The sequence below is a fragment of the Streptomyces sp. NPDC055189 genome (genome assembly GCF_053606765.1).
Genome location: NZ_JBSGSG010000087.1, coordinates 1 through 15746 on the forward strand (window position 1 = coordinate 1; position 15746 = coordinate 15746).

A 15746-nucleotide genomic window follows, 5' to 3' on the forward strand; every position below is an offset into this window, starting at 1 on the left:
CTTTCCTCCGGGCGCTTCCCTTCGGTGTTTCTTTTGTCTTGCTGTTCTCGCTGTCTTGCGTTTCCGACTCTATCAGACTCTTTCGTGTCCGATTTCCTCGGTGCCTTTCCGGTTCCCGCTCCGGCCTTTCGGCTTTCGCGTTTCCCTTTCCGGCGGTTCCGACTTTATCAGAGATTCTGAGTCGGAATTCCCCCGCCCTGTTTGGTTGGCTCCGAGCACGTGAGTGCCGGGTGCTTCCCGTTCAGGCGGAGACGTAAACGTACTGGAGCGGGGCTCCCCGATGCAAATCGAGGCGCCCCGCTCCTAGTTCACGCAGTGTCGGGTCAGACCTCGACGACCACGGGAAGGATCATCGGGCGTCGGCGGTAGTTGTCCGAGACCCACTTGCCCAGCGTGCGGCGGATGAGCTGCTGCAGCTGGTGGGGCTCCACGACGCCGTCCTGGGCCGACTTCTCGAGGACCTCCTGGACCCTCGGCATGACGGCGGAGAAGGCCGAGTCGTCGATGCCGGAGCCGCGGGCCTGGATGTGCGGACCCCCGGTGATCTTGCCGGTGCTGGAGTCCACCACCACGAAGACCGAGATGATGCCCTCGTCGCCGAGGATCCTGCGGTCCTTGAGGGAGGACTCCGTGACGTCGCCGACCGAGAGGCCGTCCACGTACACGTATCCCGCCTGGACCTTGCCGACGATCTTCGCCTTGCCCTCGACGAGGTCGACGACGACGCCGTCCTCGGCGATCACGATGCGGTCGTGCGGGACGCCGGTGAGGGCGCCGAGCTCGGCGTTGGCGCGCAGGTGGCGCCATTCGCCGTGGACCGGCATCAGGTTCTTGGGCTTGCAGATGTTGTAGAAGTACAGGAGCTCGCCGGCCGACGCGTGGCCGGAGACGTGCACCTTCGCGTTGCCCTTGTGGACGACGTTGGCTCCCCAGCGGGTCAGGCCGTTGATCACGCGGTAGACCGCGTTCTCGTTGCCGGGGATGAGCGACGACGCCAGGATGACCGTGTCGCCCTGGACGATGCGGATCTGGTGATCGCGGTTGGCCATCCGGGAGAGGGCGGCCATCGGTTCACCCTGCGAGCCCGTGCAGACGAGCACGACCTCGTGGTCCGGCAGGTCGTCGAGCGTCTTGACGTCGACCACCAGGCCCGGCGGGACCTTCAGGTAGCCGAGGTCCCGCGCGATGCCCATGTTGCGGACCATGGAGCGGCCGACGAAGGCGACCCGGCGGCCGTACTCGTGAGCCGCGTCCAGGATCTGCTGGATGCGGTGGACGTGGCTGGCGAAGCTCGCGACGATGATCCGCTTCTGGGCGCCCGCGAAGACGCCCCGGATCACGTTCGAGATGTCGCGCTCCGGCGGGACGAAGCCCGGCACCTCGGCATTCGTCGAGTCGGAGAGAAGGAGGTCGATGCCCTCCTCGCTCAGCCGCGCGAACGCGTGCAGGTCCGTGAGGCGGCCGTCCATCGGCAGCTGGTCCATCTTGAAGTCGCCGGTGGCGACGACCATGCCCGCGGGGGTGCGGACGGCGACGGCCAGGGCGTCGGGGATGGAGTGGTTGACCGCGACGAATTCGCAGTCGAACGGGCCGAGGCGCTCACGGTCGCCCTCGGCGACCTCGAGCGTGTACGGACGGATGCGGTGCTCCTGGAGCTTCGCCTCGATGAGCGCGAGGGTCAGCTTGGAGCCGATCAGCGGGATGTCCGGCTTCTCGCGAAGGAGATAGGGGACACCGCCGATGTGGTCCTCGTGGCCGTGCGTGAGCACGATGCCGTCGATGTCGTCGAGGCGGTCCCTGATGGACGTGAAGTCCGGCAGGATCAGGTCGATTCCGGGCTGCTCCTCCTCGGGGAAGAGCACTCCGCAGTCGACGATCAGCAGGCGACCGTTGTACTCGAAGACGGTCATGTTGCGGCCGATCTCACCGAGGCCGCCGAGCGGGGTGACCCGCAGGCCGCCCTTCGGGAGCTTCGGCGGGGCGCCGAGTTCAGGATGCGGATGACTCAAAAGACTCTCCTCACCACACGCGCCACGTACCTCCAAGGCACGTGGCGCGCATGACGTTCGTGCAGTAGCAGTTGTCTGGTGTGAGTGCAGGACGGTGTCAGTCGGTGTCCCGCGGTGTTTCGCGTATTCAGTTGTGAAGTCTGTGGTTAGAGCTGTACCCCGCCGGCGGCGAGATCGATCTTGAGCTGGTGCGTCTCCTCGGGCGACAGTTCGACCAGGGGCAGCCGCAGCGGGCCCGCGGGGCGGCCCTGCAGGGTGAGTGCCGCCTTGGTGGTGATCACACCCTGCGTACGGAACATGCCGGTGAAGACCGGGAGCAGCTTCTGGTGGATCTCGGTGGCCTTCTGCACGTCACCCGTGGAGTGCGCGTCGAGCATCGCGCGCAGTTCGGGGGTGACCACATGGCTGACGACGGAGACGAAGCCGCAGGCGCCGACGGAGAGCAGCGGGAGGTTCAGCATGTCGTCGCCGGAGTACCAGGCGAGGCCGGAGCGGGCGATGGCCCAGCTGGCGCGGCCGAGGTCGCCCTTGGCGTCCTTGTTGGCGACGATCCGCGGGTGCTGGGCGAGACGGACGATCGTCTCGGTGTTGATCGGGACGCCGCTGCGGCCGGGGATGTCGTAGAGCATGACCGGCAGCTCGGTGCTGTCGGCGATCGCGGAGAAGTGCCGGAGCAGGCCCTCCTGCGGGGGCTTGTTGTAGTACGGCGTCACGGTCAGGAGGCCGGTGGCGCCGACGCGCTCGGCGTCGCGGGCGAGCTCGATGCTGTGACGGGTGTCGTTCGTACCGACGCCCGCGACGACGTGGGCGCGGTCTCCGACTGCTTCCACTACGGCTCGTACGAGCTCGGCTTTCTCCGCGTTGCTGGTGGTCGGGGACTCACCGGTGGTGCCGTTGATGACGAGGCCGTCGTTGCCTGCGTCCACCAAGTGGGCGGCGAGCCGCTGTGCGCCGTCGAGGTCGAGTGCGCCGTCCGCCGTAAAGGGCGTGACCATAGCGGTGAGGACCCTGCCGAAGGGGGTCTGCGGAGTGGAGGTCGGAGCCATGGGTAACACGCTACTCGCTGCTCAGCGCGTGGTCCCCCCTCGGGGGATGTGTGCGGACCTGACAAGTGAGGAGCCCGGCACTGCCTGCTCGGGGGTTCAAGCAGTGCCGGGTCCGTTTGATCAGGCTAGATGAACTTCTCGAAATGCCGCAATACGGACACCTCACTCAGCCCACCCGTACATCAGTGCCTCACGGAGCCACACGTCCGTTGCCGTTGAAGGCCGCGTGCGTGAGGGGCATGAGCTTTGCCCAGTGCTCCTCCATCTTCTCGCCGACCATCTCGATCTCCCGCTGCGGGAAGGACGGGACCTTGGCCAGCTCGTGCTGCGTGCGCAGGCCGAGGAAGTGCATCAGCGAACGGGCGTTGCACGTCGCGTACATCGACGAGAAGAGGCCGACCGGCAGGACCGCGCGGGCCACCTCACGCGCGACGCCTGCGGCGAGCATCTCCTGATAGGCCTCGTACGCCTGGCGGTAGGAGTCCTCCATGACGCGGCCCGTGAGCTCCTGCTGGGCCGCGGTGCCCTCCACGAAGACGTACTTCCCGGGGCGGCCCTCCTGGACCAGCTTGCGGGACTCGTCGGGGACGTAGAACGTCGGCTGGAGCTCCCTGTAGCGGCCCGATTCCTCGTTGTACGACCAGCCGACGCGGTGTCGCATGAACTCGCGGAAGACGAAGATGGGGGCGCTGATGAAAAACGTCATCGAGTTGTGCTCGAAGGGGCTGCCGTGGCGGTCCCGCATCAGGTAGTTGATCAAGCCCTTGGAGCGCTCCGGGTCCTTCTGGAGCTCCTCCAGGGACTGCTCCCCGGCAGTGGAGACGCGGGCGGCCCACAGGACGTCGGAGTCGGTCGCGGCATGCTTCACCAACTCGACGGTGACCTCGCTGCGGAAGCTGGGCTTGAGGTCTTCGGTGGGGGTCTCGCTCACTGGCGGGGTCCTTCCATGTGCATCACTCGGGCGGCGCCCACTCTATGGCCCGGCACTGACAATCGGCCGTTCGGTGCCTCGCCACGACAATCTTCGGCGAATTTGGCGAAACCGGGCACCAATTGGCCGTTTCGAGCGTCTGACTGGACAACAGAGTTAAGTTCGAGTCGCGTGAGGAGAAACGCACCCCATGTTCCGTCGGCGCGAGCCCGTCCCGTTCGCCTTCATCGCCGAAGCCGACAAGTTTCGCAGCAATGTCACTCCCCCGCCCCGAGAGCGCCCGTCGGCCTCTCAGATCGTGGGCCGCACCCTGATCGGCCTGGTCGTGGCCGCCGGACTCGCAGGTTCTCTGCTGGTCGGCATGCCTGCCCTGTCACCCGATCAGTCACCGTCGCACACCCAGCAGTCCGAAGCCTCGGACGGTCGATGAAGACCGTCTGACCCTGGCTCTCCCCACTGCCCCGATTGGCGTGGGAGGTACCCCCTTGGACCCCCAAGGGTGGTAGCCCTGAGCAGGGCTCGGTAGCCTCACCGGGCACAGCCCGTGCGTGGATCGAGTGAGGACTCAGTCGTGCCCCTGCCCTTCCTGACGGCGGACCGCGCCTTTGACGAGTCGGCGGACGACGCCGCGCTGCCGTTCGACGACCGCGACCACTGGCGCCGGCCCTACCGGCCGGGTCCGTGGCGGGTGGGGGCGGCAGCGCTGCTCCTGCTGCTCGCCTCGTTCGTCCTCGTCGCCGCGGTGATCATCGCGTTCGCGGACTCACTGGCGGGTTCCGCGATCTGCGCGGGGCTCGCGGTGGTCATCATCGCGAGCGCGCTGCGGCTGCTGCGGATGGGCACCTGGGTGAGCGCGCACGGACTGCGTCGGGTGGCCTTCCTGACGACGCAGACCGTGCCGTGGGCGCAGGTCGCGACCGTGCGCACCACGCAGCAGCCCGTGCGGTGGCTCGGGCTGCCCCGCACCGTACAGGGGCAGGCACTCATCCTCGTACGACGGGATGAGCAGGCCGGGGGGCAGCAGCCGCTGCTCACCGACCGCAACGCGGACTTCATGGCCCGGCACGAGGCCTTCAACCGGGCGGCCGACTCGATCGAGGTGTGGGCCGACGAATACCGGCGCACTGCCTGAGCCGGGTCTGAACCGCCCGGGCTAGACGTTCACCGGCCTGCCCGCGTGCAGCGCGATCGCGCGCTGCATGGCCTTTCGCGCGCGCGGGGTGTCCCGGGCGTCGTGATAGGCGACGGCCAGGCGGAACCAGCAGCGCCAGTCGTCCGGCGCGTCCTCGGTCTCGGCCTTGCGCCTGGCGAAGACCTCGTCGGCCGAGTCGCGGTCGATGCGGCCGCCGGGCGTGCGCTTCAACTCGTCGACCGGCAGGCCGCCTTCGGCTTCCAGCTCGGCGGCCAGGCGGTTGGCGCGCTGGACGAACTGGGTGTTCTTCCAGAGGAACCAGACACCGATGAACGGCAGGATGAGCACCGCGACACCGAAGGTGATGGTGAGGGCGGTGCCGTGCTGTATCAGGAGCACGCCGCGGCTGCCGACCAGGACGAAGTAGACGACCAGGACGGCAGCCGTGACGGCGTAAGTGATCTTTGCTCGCATGAGGGTCAGCCGGCCCGCGTCAGTTCAGATCCAGGAAGTGTTCCAGGCCGAACGTCAGGCCCGGAGTGCTCACCACACGGCGTACGCCGAGCAGGATGCCCGGCATGAAGCTGCTGTGGTGCAGTGAGTCGTGCCGGACGGTGAGGGTCTCGCCCTCGCCGCCGAGCAGCACCTCCTGGTGGGCCAGGAGGCCGCGAAGGCGCACCGAGTGCACCGGCACACCGTCGACGTCCGCGCCGCGGGCGCCCTCCAGCGCGGTCGCCGTGGCGTCGGGCTGCGGGGCGCTGCCCGCTTCCCTGCGCGCCTCGGCGATGAGCTGGGCGGTGCGCGTGGCGGTGCCGCTGGGGGCGTCCGCCTTGTTCGGGTGGTGCAGCTCGATGACCTCGACGGACTCGAAGTACGGCGCCGCGATCTGCGCGAACTTCATGCTGAGGACCGCGCCGATGGAGAAGTTCGGGGCGATCAGGACACCCGTCTGAGGCGTTGCGGCCAGCCAGGTTTTCAGCTGCGCGATGCGCTCGTCGGTCCAGCCCGTCGTACCGACGACGGCGTGGATGCCGTGCCGGGCGCAGAAGTCCAGATTGGCCATCACCGCGTCGGGGTTGGTCAGTTCGACCACGACCTGGGCACCGGTCTCCACCAGCGTGTCCAGCGAGTCGCCCCGGCCAAGGGCCGCGACCAGTTCCAGGTCGTCGGCGGCCTCGACGGCCCGGACGGCCTCGGAGCCGATCCGGCCCTTGGCCCCGACGACCGCCACGCGCAGCTTGCTCATGTTCCTGATTCCTTAAGGGGTTAGGAGACCGCTTCGTGCAGGCGGGCGGCCTGCTTGTCCTTGAGCGGGCCGATGGCCGACAGGGACGGCCGGTGGCCGAGGACCTCGCGGGCAACCTCACGGACGTCGTCCGGGGTGACCGCGGCGATCTTGGCCAGCATGTCGTCGACGGACATCTGCTCGCCCCAGCACAGCTCGCTCTTGCCGATACGGTTCATCAGCGCACCGGTGTCCTCGAGGCCGAGAACGGTGGAGCCCGCGAGCTGGCCGATCGCGCGGCCGATCTCGTCGTCGCTCAGGCCGTTCTGCGCGACCTGGTCGAGTTCGTCTCGGCAGATCTTCAGGACGTCGTGCACCTGGCTCGGGCGGCAGCCCGCGTAGACGCCGAAGAGGCCGGTGTCGGCGAAGCCCGACGTGTACGAGTACACGCTGTAGGCCAGGCCGCGCTTCTCCCGGACCTCCTGGAAGAGGCGGGACGACATGCCGCCGCCGAGGGCGGTGTTCAGGACGCCCATGGCCCAGCGGCGCTCGTCCGTGCGGGCCAGACCCGGCATGCCGAGGATGACGTGGGCCTGCTCGGTCTTGCGGTTGATGACCTCGACGCGGCCCGCCGTACGCAGGGAGCGCGAGCCCTGGCGCGGCACGATCGGCGTCGCGTCGGTGCGGTGGAGGGCGCCCGCCTTCTCGAAGGCGGAGCGGACCTGGCGTACGACCTTGTTGTGGTCGACGTTGCCCGCGGCCGCGACCACGAGATGGGTCGGGTCGTAGTGCTTCTTGTAGAAGCGGCGGATCCGCTCGGCCGTGAGGGCGTTGACCGTCTCCTCGGTGCCCAGGACGGGGCGGCCCAGAGGGGTGTCGCCGAGCATCGTGTGCGCGAACAGGTCGTGCACGCAGTCGCCCGGGTCGTCCTCGGTCATCGCGATCTCTTCGAGGATGACGCCGCGCTCGGCGTCGACGTCCTCCTGGAGGATCAGGGAGCCCGTCAGCATGTCGCAGACGACGTCGATGGCCAGCGGCAGGTCGGTGTCGAGCACGCGTGCGTAATAGCACGTGTACTCCTTCGCCGTGAAGGCGTTCATCTCGCCGCCGACCGCGTCGAGCGCGGCCGAGATGTCGAGGGCGCTGCGCTTCTTGGTGCCCTTGAAGAGCAGGTGCTCCAAGTAGTGCGTGGCGCCGTTCAGGGACGGCGTCTCGTCACGGGATCCGACGTTAGCCCAGATCCCGAAGGTCGCGGAGCGTACGGAGGGCAGGGTCTCGGTGACGACTCGCAGGCCGCCCGGCAGCGTCGTACGGCGGACCGTGCCGATGCCGTCCTTGCCCTTGAGGAGGGTTTGGGTACGGGCGACGGCCCGCCCCTCCGAAGAGGGGCGGGCCGTCGTCGTGGTGCTACGCGACGTCACTTGTCGGTGTCGTCCTTCGAGTCGTCGCCCTCTTCGCCCTCGACCACGGGGATGAGGGAGAGCTTGCCGCGGGAGTCGATCTCGGCGATCTCGACCTGGACCTTCTGGCCCACACCGAGGACGTCCTCGACGTTCTCCACGCGCTTGCCGCCGGCGAGCTTGCGGATCTGCGAGATGTGCAGCAGACCGTCCTTGCCCGGGAGCAGGGACACGAACGCACCGAAGGTCGTCGTCTTCACGACGGTGCCCAGGTAGCGCTCGCCGACCTCCGGCATGGTCGGGTTGGCGATGCCGTTGATCGTGGCGCGGGCGGCCTCGGCGGCCGGTCCGTCGGCGGCACCGATGTAGATGGTGCCGTCGTCCTCGATCGTGATGTCGGCGCCGGTGTCCTCCTGGATCTGGTTGATCATCTTGCCCTTCGGGCCGATGACCTCACCGATCTTGTCCACCGGGATCTTGACGGTGATGATGCGCGGCGCGTTCGGGGACATCTCGTCCGGAACGTCGATCGCCTCGTTCATCACGTCGAGGATGTGCAGACGCGCGTCGCGGGCCTGCTTCAGCGCGGCGGCCAGGACCGAGGCGGGGATGCCGTCGAGCTTGGTGTCGAGCTGGAGCGCGGTCACGAACTGCTTCGTACCGGCGACCTTGAAGTCCATGTCACCGAACGCGTCCTCCGCACCGAGGATGTCGGTGAGGGCGACGTAGTGCGTCTGGCCGTCGATCTCCTGCGAGATCAGACCCATGGCGATACCGGCGACGGCGGCCTTCAGCGGCACACCGGCGTTCAGCAGCGACATCGTGGAGGCACAGACCGAGCCCATGGACGTCGAGCCGTTCGAACCGAGGGCCTCGGAGACCTGGCGGATCGCGTACGGGAAGTCCTCGCGCGAGGGGAGAACCGGCACGATCGCGCGCTCGGCGAGCGCGCCGTGGCCGATCTCGCGGCGCTTGGGCGAACCGACGCGGCCGGTCTCGCCGACCGAGTACGGCGGGAAGTTGTAGTTGTGCATGTAGCGCTTGCGCGTCACCGGCGAAAGGGTGTCGAGCTGCTGCTCCATGCGGAGCATGTTGAGGGTGGTGACGCCCAGGATCTGGGTCTCGCCACGCTCGAACAGCGCCGAACCGTGCACGCGCGGGATGGCCTCGACCTCGGCGGCGAGCGTACGGATGTCCGTGACGCCACGGCCGTCGATGCGGACCTTGTCCTTGATGACGCGCTCGCGGACCAGCTTCTTGGTCAGCGCGCGGTAGGCACCGGAGATCTCCTTCTCGCGGCCCTCGAACTGCGGGAGCAGCTTCTCGGAGGCGATCTCCTTGACGCGGTCGAGCTCGGTCTCGCGCTCCTGCTTGCCGGCGATGGTCAGCGCCTGGGAGAGCTCCGACTTCACGGCGGCGGTGAGGGCCTCGAGCACGTCGTCCTGGTAGTCCAGGAAGACCGGGAACTCGCCGGTGGGCTTGGCGGCCTTGGCGGCGAGGTCCGACTGGGCCTTGCAGAGCGCCTTGATGAAGGGCTTCGCGGCCTCGAGACCGGCGGCGACGACCTCCTCCGTGGGGGCCTCCGCGCCGTCCTTGACGAGTTGGATGGTCTTCTCGGTGGCCTCGGCCTCGACCATCATGATCGCGACGTCGCCGTCCTCGAGGACGCGACCGGCGACGACCATGTCGAAGACGGCGTCCTCGAGCTCGGTGTGCGTCGGGAAGGCGACCCACTGGCCCTTGATCAGCGCGACACGGGTGCCGCCGATCGGGCCCGAGAAGGGCAGTCCTGCCAGCTGCGTGGAGCAGGAGGCGGCGTTGATCGCGACCACGTCGTACAGGTGGTCGGGGTTGAGCGCCATGATCGTCTCGACGATCTGGATCTCGTTGCGCAGGCCCTTCTTGAAGGAAGGACGCAGCGGGCGGTCGATCAGGCGGCAGGTCAGGATCGCGTCCTCGGAGGGGCGACCCTCACGACGGAAGAACGAACCGGGGATCTTGCCGGCGGCGTACTGCCGCTCCTCGACGTCCACCGTGAGGGGGAAGAAGTCGAGCTGGTCCTTGGGCCGCTTGGAAGCGGAGGTGGCCGACAGCACCATGGTGTCGTCGTCCAGGTACGCGACGGCGGAGCCTGCGGCCTGCTTGGCCAGGCGGCCCGTCTCGAAGCGGATGGTGCGGGTGCCGAAAGTGCCGTTGTCGATAACAGCCTCGGCGTAGTGGGTCTCGTTCTCCACTAGCGTTTTCTCCTCGTCTTCGTCCCTTGGCCCGTGTGGCACGGGGACGGTGGCGGAGAAGCGCTCCTACTGGTGCGGGCCGGTCTTCGATCGAAGCACCCGGCGGCACTCGATTGCCCGATGATCGAGATCTCCTCGACGCTCGAACTCTCGCTGTACCCCGGGCGCCACTACCGAGGACCGGCGGCGGCTTTCCTTGAGGTGCGCTTCTCCTCGTTCGGTGTGACGTCGTCTCGTCGCCATGTGCGACGCCGTTACGTCTCCGAACCGTGCAGTCCGATTCTGCCCGGTCCGGTATGAGGTGTGCGTATGACGTTGTCTATGTCGTTGTGCACTATGACGTTGTGCAACCAGACTACAAAGCGCCGGTGACACTTCGCACGTAGAGCATGCGTGCGTGAGCATGAGTACTGCTTCACGCATGATCGCGCATACGGCAAAGATCCTGCATACAGCAAAGGGAGCGGTCCCCTCTTGCGTGGGAACCGCCCCCTTCACGATGACTTACTTGGCGCCCGCCGCACCGCGACGGATGCCCAGACGGTCCACCAGCGCACGGAAGCGCTTGATGTCCTTCTTGGCCAGGTACTGCAGCAGACGGCGACGCTGACCGACCAGGATCAGCAGACCACGACGGGAGTGGTGGTCGTGCTTGTGGGTCTTGAGGTGCTCGGTCAGGTCCGAGATGCGGCGGGAGAGCATGGCGACCTGGACCTCGGGGGAGCCGGTGTCGCCCTCCTTCTGGCCGAACTCGGTCATGATCTGCTTCTTCGTAGCGGCGTCGAGCGACACGCTTACTCCTCGTAGTCTTTTCGTGGCCACCGAGTGCCCCTGGTCTAAATCGCAGGGGAGCTTCCGTAACTCGGGAGGCGAGGTCCGCTGGGCGCTGTCTCCAGGTCCTCGCTTGAGGGGGTCCGGGGACGCGTACACATACGGCCGCTACACAGGGTACCAGTCGGCGTGGACCGGCCTCTCCGCCTCAGGCCCCTTCGATTCCCAGGGCGCCGTAGGCCATCCCCTTCGAAGAGCCGCTGCTCACCTCGGTCAGCTCCCTGGGGGCGAAGAACACCCGGCCGTGCTCCACGATGACCTCGGTCTCCTGCGGATCCTCCATGACGATGCGGTCCGGCATGCCGAAGAGCAGATACGGGGTCTCCTTGGCCGTACGGGGATCGAGGCTCACCACGGCGGCCGGCTCGATGCCGTCGCTGCTCGGCCGGAACGCGAGCAGTTTGCCGCCGCTCATGCGCACCGGATACATCGGGCGGTGCGGCTTCGAGTCGAACTTCTTGACGGTCTTACCGGTGCGAAGATCGTACGAGACGATCCAGCTGTCTTCGAGGGCATCCGCTGCGGTCGCCAGGAACAGCTGATCGCGTCCGACCACGATCGACTCGCACGTCTCCACGGCGCCGAAGAGCTGCTTGTAGCAGTTGTCGACGAAACGGTCTTCCGGCATGTCGATGGTGGTCTGATAATCGCCTCGGTCGTCGAGGGTGATCAGGTCCGTCACGGCGATGTCGCCGGCCGAGACGGCGAGCACGGCGGGCTCGGACGAGACCAGGTAGACGCGGCCTACTCCGCGGGCCACCTTGTAGGTCCACTCGGACTTGCCGGTCCGGGGCTTCACCTTCTGGACCTTGAACTGGGGGTCCGCGTCGTCCCCGCACTGGACCAGGGCGAGGAGGGAGCGTCCGCCCGCGAAGCCGAGGTCCTCGCACTTACCGGCGCCGGGGCTCGACCAGAGCTGCCGCCCGCGCTCCATGTCGTACGCGGCCGATCCGTAGCTCCACGCCACCGCGACCGTGCCGCGCGTCATGGTCACGTTGGTGTTCGGCGCGAAGGCCTTCTTGGCGTCGGGCAGCTTCACCTGCCACAGCTTCTTGCCGGTGTTGAGGTCAATGAAGGCGAGTTGGGTGCAGAGGTACTCGTCGTCCGCGGCTTCGGCGTCCTTGTCTTTGGACTTCTTGTCTTTGGACTTCTTGTCTTTGGACTTCTTGTCCTTGGACTTGCCCTTCGACTTCTTGCCCTTCGACTTCTTGCCCTTGTCCTTGCCCTTGTCCTTGCCTTTGCCCTTGTCGGCGTCGTCCTTGGTGTCCTTGGCCGGGCGCTCCTGAAGGAGGACAGCCGTGCGTCCGTCGGCGGTGACGTGGCGCGTGGTGTCGCATATCGGGCCGGACAGCTCGGTGGACCAGTCCTCCTCGAAGGTGCCGAACTTGAACCCCTTGAGCGTGTTGCCGACCCCCCTGACGAAGTTCTTGTCCGTCGCCCACGCGCCGGGCGCATTGACGGTCTCCGTCTTGAACCTCTTCTTGAACTCTTTCTCGTTGTACTCGACGGCGAGGCGGCTCTCAGGAGTGCGGGGCGTCTTCTCGACGGTGCCCCGGATGTCGTCAGGTGCCTGCCGGGCGGCCGTCGGCTGCTTCGCCGGTTCCGGATCGTCGTCGGCCACCGCCCAGAAGACGCCGCCGCCCGAGCAGAGGACGACCGCCAACACGATGGCCAGCACCCTCATACGACGCTTCTTGTTCGCCCTGTCCGCGGAGAGAGCGGACTGAGTGAACTGTGAATGCGTTGGGGACGGGCCATAACTCATGCTGAGTGCCTTTCTTGCACCGGCTCAACCGGGGTCAACTGATCGCTGAGCGCGCCTCATTGAACATCACCGGTCCGACGCTCCGCGGCTCAGGAGGCGCGGGCAGCCCGCGCGCACGCCGGTCGGAACACCTGGTGGCGAGGCCATTGCGCTGCGTACTCCTCGGTCGCCAAGTAGTCTGAGCCAACGGTTGGTTCGCTCATGTGGAAGGGGCCGCTGCACCATGGCCGAGGCACTGGACGAGGACGTCAAGGCTCGCAAGGAACGCGAGAAGAACGAGCTTTACGCTCTCGACATCTCCGGCGTGGAGTGGCACAGCGCACCGGGCACCGAAGCACACGAGGAGCGGGTCGAGATCGCGTACCTGCCGGACGGCGCCGTGGCCATGCGGTCGTCGGTCGAGCCCGAGACGGTGCTGCGGTACACGGAGGCGGAGTGGCGGGCCTTCGTGCTCGGGGCCCGGGACGGGGAGTTCGATCTGGAGCCCGCGCCGGTCGACGGCAGCCGGGACGCGGACTGACCGAACCTTCCGAGGGCGCGCTCGCGCCGGATCCCGGGTGGAGCTACCGCTTCGCGCCCTCGATGCCGATGGCCAGCCACGACCATTCTTTCTTCTTCTCGGCGCTGGGCCCGGTCGCGTGCCTGCTGCCGAAGAAGAGCCGCCCGTTCTGGACCACGATGTCGCTCAGTTCGATGCCCGCGAGAGTCCAGCCCTCGACGGGCAGAGCGAAGAAGAAGTACGGGGTCTCCTTGGCGGTCCGCGGGTTCAGGCTCACCACTCCCATGGGAGTGATGTGGTCGCTGCTCTCCCGATACGCGAGGAGCTGGTCACCGCTCATCCTCAGGGGGTAGAGCAGCTGGCCATTCCCCGATTCGAACTTCTTGACGGTCTTGCCCGTAGCGAGGTCGAACGACACGATGCGATTCGCGTTGTTGATCATGTCGCCGTGCGGATCCTCGCGGCTCATGACGAATACCTGATCGCCGCCGACAACCGTCGAGGGGCAGTCGTCGACCGCGTTGAAGCCCGTCGCGGTCGAGCAGTTGACGACATAGCGGCCGCCTTCGAGCCCGATGGTCGCGCGTCGCTTTCCGCGGTCGTCGAGCGAGACCAGGTGCGTCACGTCGTTGTCGCCCGCGGAGAGACCGATGACGGCGGGCTCGGCGGACAGCAGATTGACTCCCTTGACCCCGTCGGCGACGTAGTACGTCCACTTCGCGTAGCCGGTACGGGGATCCAGCTTCTGCACCTGGTACGTCACGCTCTTGCGGTGGACGCAGCTCAGCACCATGAGCAGGCCACGCCCGCCTGCCAGGCCGTGGTGCTCACAGCCCGAGACCCGGGCCTTCTTCCACAGGCGGTCCCCTGTGTCCATGTCGTACGCCGCCGAGCCGTTGCCCCAGGTCACGGCGACGGTGCCGCGGGTCATCGACACACTTGTCGGATCCTGTCCGAAGATGGTCTTCGACGTCGGGAACTTCTTGTCCCAGACCTTCTCCCCCGTGTCGATGTCGACGAAGGCCACCTGCTCGCAGGGTGCCTCGGGATCATTCTTGGATCTGTGGAGCACCGCGATGCGGGCTTCCACGGTCACGTGACGCGTGAGCCCGCAGATGGGTCCGGCGAGTGGCATACGCCAGGTCTCGTCCCCCGTGGAGGCGTCCTTGCCGATCTTGAATCCCACGAGCGTTCTGTTGATGCCCTTGGCGAGGATCTTGTCCGTCGCCCACGTGCCCGGCATCTCGTAATCCTCGCCGGGACTCATGTCGTCGACGGAGAGCCGGAAGGCCATCTGGCCTCTCGTGGTCGCAGGCTGCTTTTCGACCGTCTCCCTGACGTCGAGCCGACCCTGCGGAGCGGCGTCCGGCTTGTCGGCGGCGGCAGTCGAGCCACCGGTCCCGAGCCAGAGGTATCCGCCACCGGCGCACAGCACCACGACGAAAACGGCGGCCAGGGCGCCGACAAGCCACCTCCGACGATTCCTGCGGGCTCCGTCCGCTGCAAGCGTGGACTGGGTGAAGGAGGAGGGAGGCGGGCCGAAGCTCACGTCGTGAGGTCCTTGTCTTGTCTGCGTTTGTGGGGGTCTGGGGTACAGGGGGCGCGGTGTTCGCCCAGGGCGCGCGGTGTCCGCCCGGGTAGGGCGGTGGAGGACGGTGGAGAGGACGGAGCAGATGATCGTACGTCGGCTTGTGAGCCGTTGATCCACCGGGAGGGCGCCTGGCCGTCCCCTCAACACTCGTCCGCGCAGGGGGCGTTCCTCCTTCTGCAGCTCTCCGCCCACCGCCTTTCTCCCTCCGCTCGCGTGCACGAGCAGGGGCGTGATGGTGCAGGTCGCGTATGCCGAGACCGGATTGTTGGGTACGCCGCGCAGGGCGGTCTCAGCGGCAGCGCAACGTCGGGCGACCTTCCGAATTAGCGCACAGTTGTCGCTTGTTGGTTGATTTGTCCGTCACTGTTTCCGATACGGGGATCGCTCCTGTGGGGAGCGTGATGGAAAGGACAGTATTCGTGGGGTGGGCTGCCCTGCCGTGCTGGTGCTTTTGGTGATTAGGCTGGTACTGGACGCGACGCCAGAACCCTGGAGTGGGTTGTGCGCGTCCACCACGGGGAGAGCCATGGCGGATCGGACGACAGAAACGGTCGCCCTCCCACCACGGCACGAGGGTGCTCGACCACACCAGGAGGCATTGTGAACAGCGATCGGGACGAGATCCGCGGGGGCTGGGACACACCCGTCGATGATCAGTCCGACGCAGAGTCCGCTGCCGAGACGACGGGCGAGTTCACCATCGACTACGCCCCTCCTGCCTGGTACACGCAGAATGCGTCCGGCAGTGCGGGGGAGACTCCTTCGGCTCCGCCTGCGTCGCCTCCGGTCTCTTCGCCTGCGGCCTCCGCTGAGCCTGCGGCGCCGCCCGTTGCTCCTGAGCCTCCGGCTCCGCCGGTCGGGCTGCCTGCCGCTGTGCCGAAGCTGCCTGTGGGGAGCGGGTTTCAGCCGCAGACGGATTGGGCTTCGCCCGTTGCTCCTGCGTCGGCTCCGTCTCCTTCTCCTTCTCCTTCTCCTTCTCCTGAGGCTTCGCCCTCTTCGGAGTCTGCTTCCTCTTCGGCTCCGGCTGTTTCTGACGGTGGGGCGCCCTCTGGGGGTGCTGCCGACTGGGGTAGTGCCGTTGCT

13 protein-coding genes and 1 pseudogene are annotated in these 15746 nt (G+C 67.2%); 4 read left to right on the forward strand and 10 right to left on the reverse strand.

Translation table 11 applies throughout. The annotated features are described in order from the left end of the window. Nucleotides 1-323: 323 nt before the first annotated feature. The 3 genes from ACWFR3_RS38170 to thyX form a co-directional block, all read right to left on the reverse strand. The gene (locus ACWFR3_RS38170; RefSeq protein WP_365866707.1) at nt 324-2009 is read right to left on the reverse strand and encodes a ribonuclease J; all 1686 of its coding nucleotides are present in this window, start codon (nt 2007-2009) and stop codon (nt 324-326) included. Between the two features lie 146 nt (nt 2010-2155). Next, nucleotides 2156-3055, reverse strand: coding sequence for a 4-hydroxy-tetrahydrodipicolinate synthase (gene dapA, locus ACWFR3_RS38175; RefSeq protein ID WP_361193869.1), 900 nt, complete (start codon nt 3053-3055; stop codon nt 2156-2158). A 190-nt stretch (nt 3056-3245) separates the two neighbouring features. Then, the gene (gene thyX, locus ACWFR3_RS38180; RefSeq protein ID WP_453739294.1) at nt 3246-3986 is read right to left on the reverse strand and encodes an FAD-dependent thymidylate synthase; all 741 of its coding nucleotides are present in this window, start codon (nt 3984-3986) and stop codon (nt 3246-3248) included. 190 nt (nt 3987-4176) lie between these two features. Between thyX and ACWFR3_RS38185 the strand changes: the two genes are divergently transcribed. Together ACWFR3_RS38185 and ACWFR3_RS38190 are read left to right on the forward strand one after the other, a co-directional pair. Continuing rightward, complete coding sequence (locus ACWFR3_RS38185) at nt 4177-4416, forward strand: hypothetical protein (protein WP_453739295.1); 240 nt, start codon at nt 4177-4179, stop codon at nt 4414-4416. A gap of 141 nt (nt 4417-4557) precedes the next feature. Further along, entirely contained in the window at nt 4558-5118 is a 561-nt protein-coding gene (locus ACWFR3_RS38190) for a hypothetical protein (RefSeq protein WP_453739296.1), read from the forward strand. Nucleotides 5119-5139: 21 nt separating this feature from the next. On the opposite strand, the gene ACWFR3_RS38195 is transcribed toward ACWFR3_RS38190, so the two are convergent. The 6 genes from ACWFR3_RS38195 to ACWFR3_RS38220 all read right to left on the reverse strand — a co-directional run bounded on the left by ACWFR3_RS38195 (nt 5140) and on the right by ACWFR3_RS38220 (nt 12492). Further along, the gene (locus ACWFR3_RS38195) at nt 5140-5592 is read right to left on the reverse strand and encodes a hypothetical protein (RefSeq protein WP_453739297.1); all 453 of its coding nucleotides are present in this window, start codon (nt 5590-5592) and stop codon (nt 5140-5142) included. Nucleotides 5593-5611: 19 nt separating this feature from the next. Next, nucleotides 5612-6364, reverse strand: a complete 753-nt coding sequence (gene dapB, locus ACWFR3_RS38200; RefSeq protein WP_453739298.1) for a 4-hydroxy-tetrahydrodipicolinate reductase — start codon at nt 6362-6364, stop codon at nt 5612-5614. Nucleotides 6365-6384: 20 nt separating this feature from the next. Then, nucleotides 6385-7764 carry a M16 family metallopeptidase gene (locus ACWFR3_RS38205; protein ID WP_453739299.1) on the reverse strand — a complete coding sequence of 460 codons (1380 nt, stop codon included), beginning with the start codon at nt 7762-7764 and terminating at the stop codon, nt 6385-6387. After that, a complete protein-coding gene (locus tag ACWFR3_RS38210) occupies nt 7761-9977 on the reverse strand; it encodes a polyribonucleotide nucleotidyltransferase (RefSeq protein ID WP_453739300.1) in 2217 nt (738 codons plus the stop codon). Before ACWFR3_RS38210 ends, ACWFR3_RS38205 begins: the two co-directional genes overlap by 4 nt. Nucleotides 9978-10481: 504 nt before the next feature. Beyond that, the gene (gene rpsO / locus ACWFR3_RS38215) at nt 10482-10769 is read right to left on the reverse strand and encodes a 30S ribosomal protein S15 (RefSeq protein ID WP_160507553.1); all 288 of its coding nucleotides are present in this window, start codon (nt 10767-10769) and stop codon (nt 10482-10484) included. A 187-nt stretch (nt 10770-10956) separates the two neighbouring features. Beyond that, on the reverse strand, nt 10957-12492 hold the full coding sequence (locus ACWFR3_RS38220; protein ID WP_453739301.1) for an outer membrane protein assembly factor BamB family protein: 1536 nt from the start codon (nt 12490-12492) through the stop codon (nt 10957-10959). A gap of 304 nt (nt 12493-12796) precedes the next feature. Here ACWFR3_RS38220 and ACWFR3_RS38225 point away from each other — a divergent pair, with 304 nt between their 5' ends. Then, the gene (locus ACWFR3_RS38225; RefSeq protein WP_453739302.1) at nt 12797-13093 is read left to right on the forward strand and encodes a DUF397 domain-containing protein; all 297 of its coding nucleotides are present in this window, start codon (nt 12797-12799) and stop codon (nt 13091-13093) included. 43 nt (nt 13094-13136) lie between these two features. On the opposite strand, the gene ACWFR3_RS38230 is transcribed toward ACWFR3_RS38225, so the two are convergent. Continuing rightward, nucleotides 13137-14621: an outer membrane protein assembly factor BamB family protein gene (locus ACWFR3_RS38230; RefSeq protein ID WP_453739303.1), complete on the reverse strand. Its 1485-nt coding sequence runs from the start codon at nt 14619-14621 to the stop codon at nt 13137-13139. A gap of 642 nt (nt 14622-15263) precedes the next feature. Between ACWFR3_RS38230 and ACWFR3_RS38235 the strand changes: the two are divergent. Further along, nucleotides 15264-15344, forward strand: a pseudogene (locus ACWFR3_RS38235) (SCO5717 family growth-regulating ATPase); the annotation flags it as partial. Between the last annotated feature and the right edge of the window lie 402 nt (nt 15345-15746).

Bases quoted from the DNA above. Each gene is read 5' to 3' on its own strand.
- dapA (WP_361193869.1), bottom strand. From the start codon at position 3,055: ATGGCTCCGACCTCCACTCCGCAGACCCCCTTCGGCAGGGTCCTCACC.
- ACWFR3_RS38185 (WP_453739295.1), top strand. From the start codon at position 4,177: ATGTTCCGTCGGCGCGAGCCCGTCCCGTTCGCCTTCATCGCCGAAGCC.
- ACWFR3_RS38195 (WP_453739297.1), bottom strand. From the start codon at position 5,592: ATGCGAGCAAAGATCACTTACGCCGTCACGGCTGCCGTCCTGGTCGTC.
- dapB (WP_453739298.1), bottom strand. From the start codon at position 6,364: ATGAGCAAGCTGCGCGTGGCGGTCGTCGGGGCCAAGGGCCGGATCGGC.
- ACWFR3_RS38220 (WP_453739301.1), bottom strand. From the start codon at position 12,492: ATGAGGGTGCTGGCCATCGTGTTGGCGGTCGTCCTCTGCTCGGGCGGC.
- ACWFR3_RS38225 (WP_453739302.1), top strand. From the start codon at position 12,797: ATGGCCGAGGCACTGGACGAGGACGTCAAGGCTCGCAAGGAACGCGAG.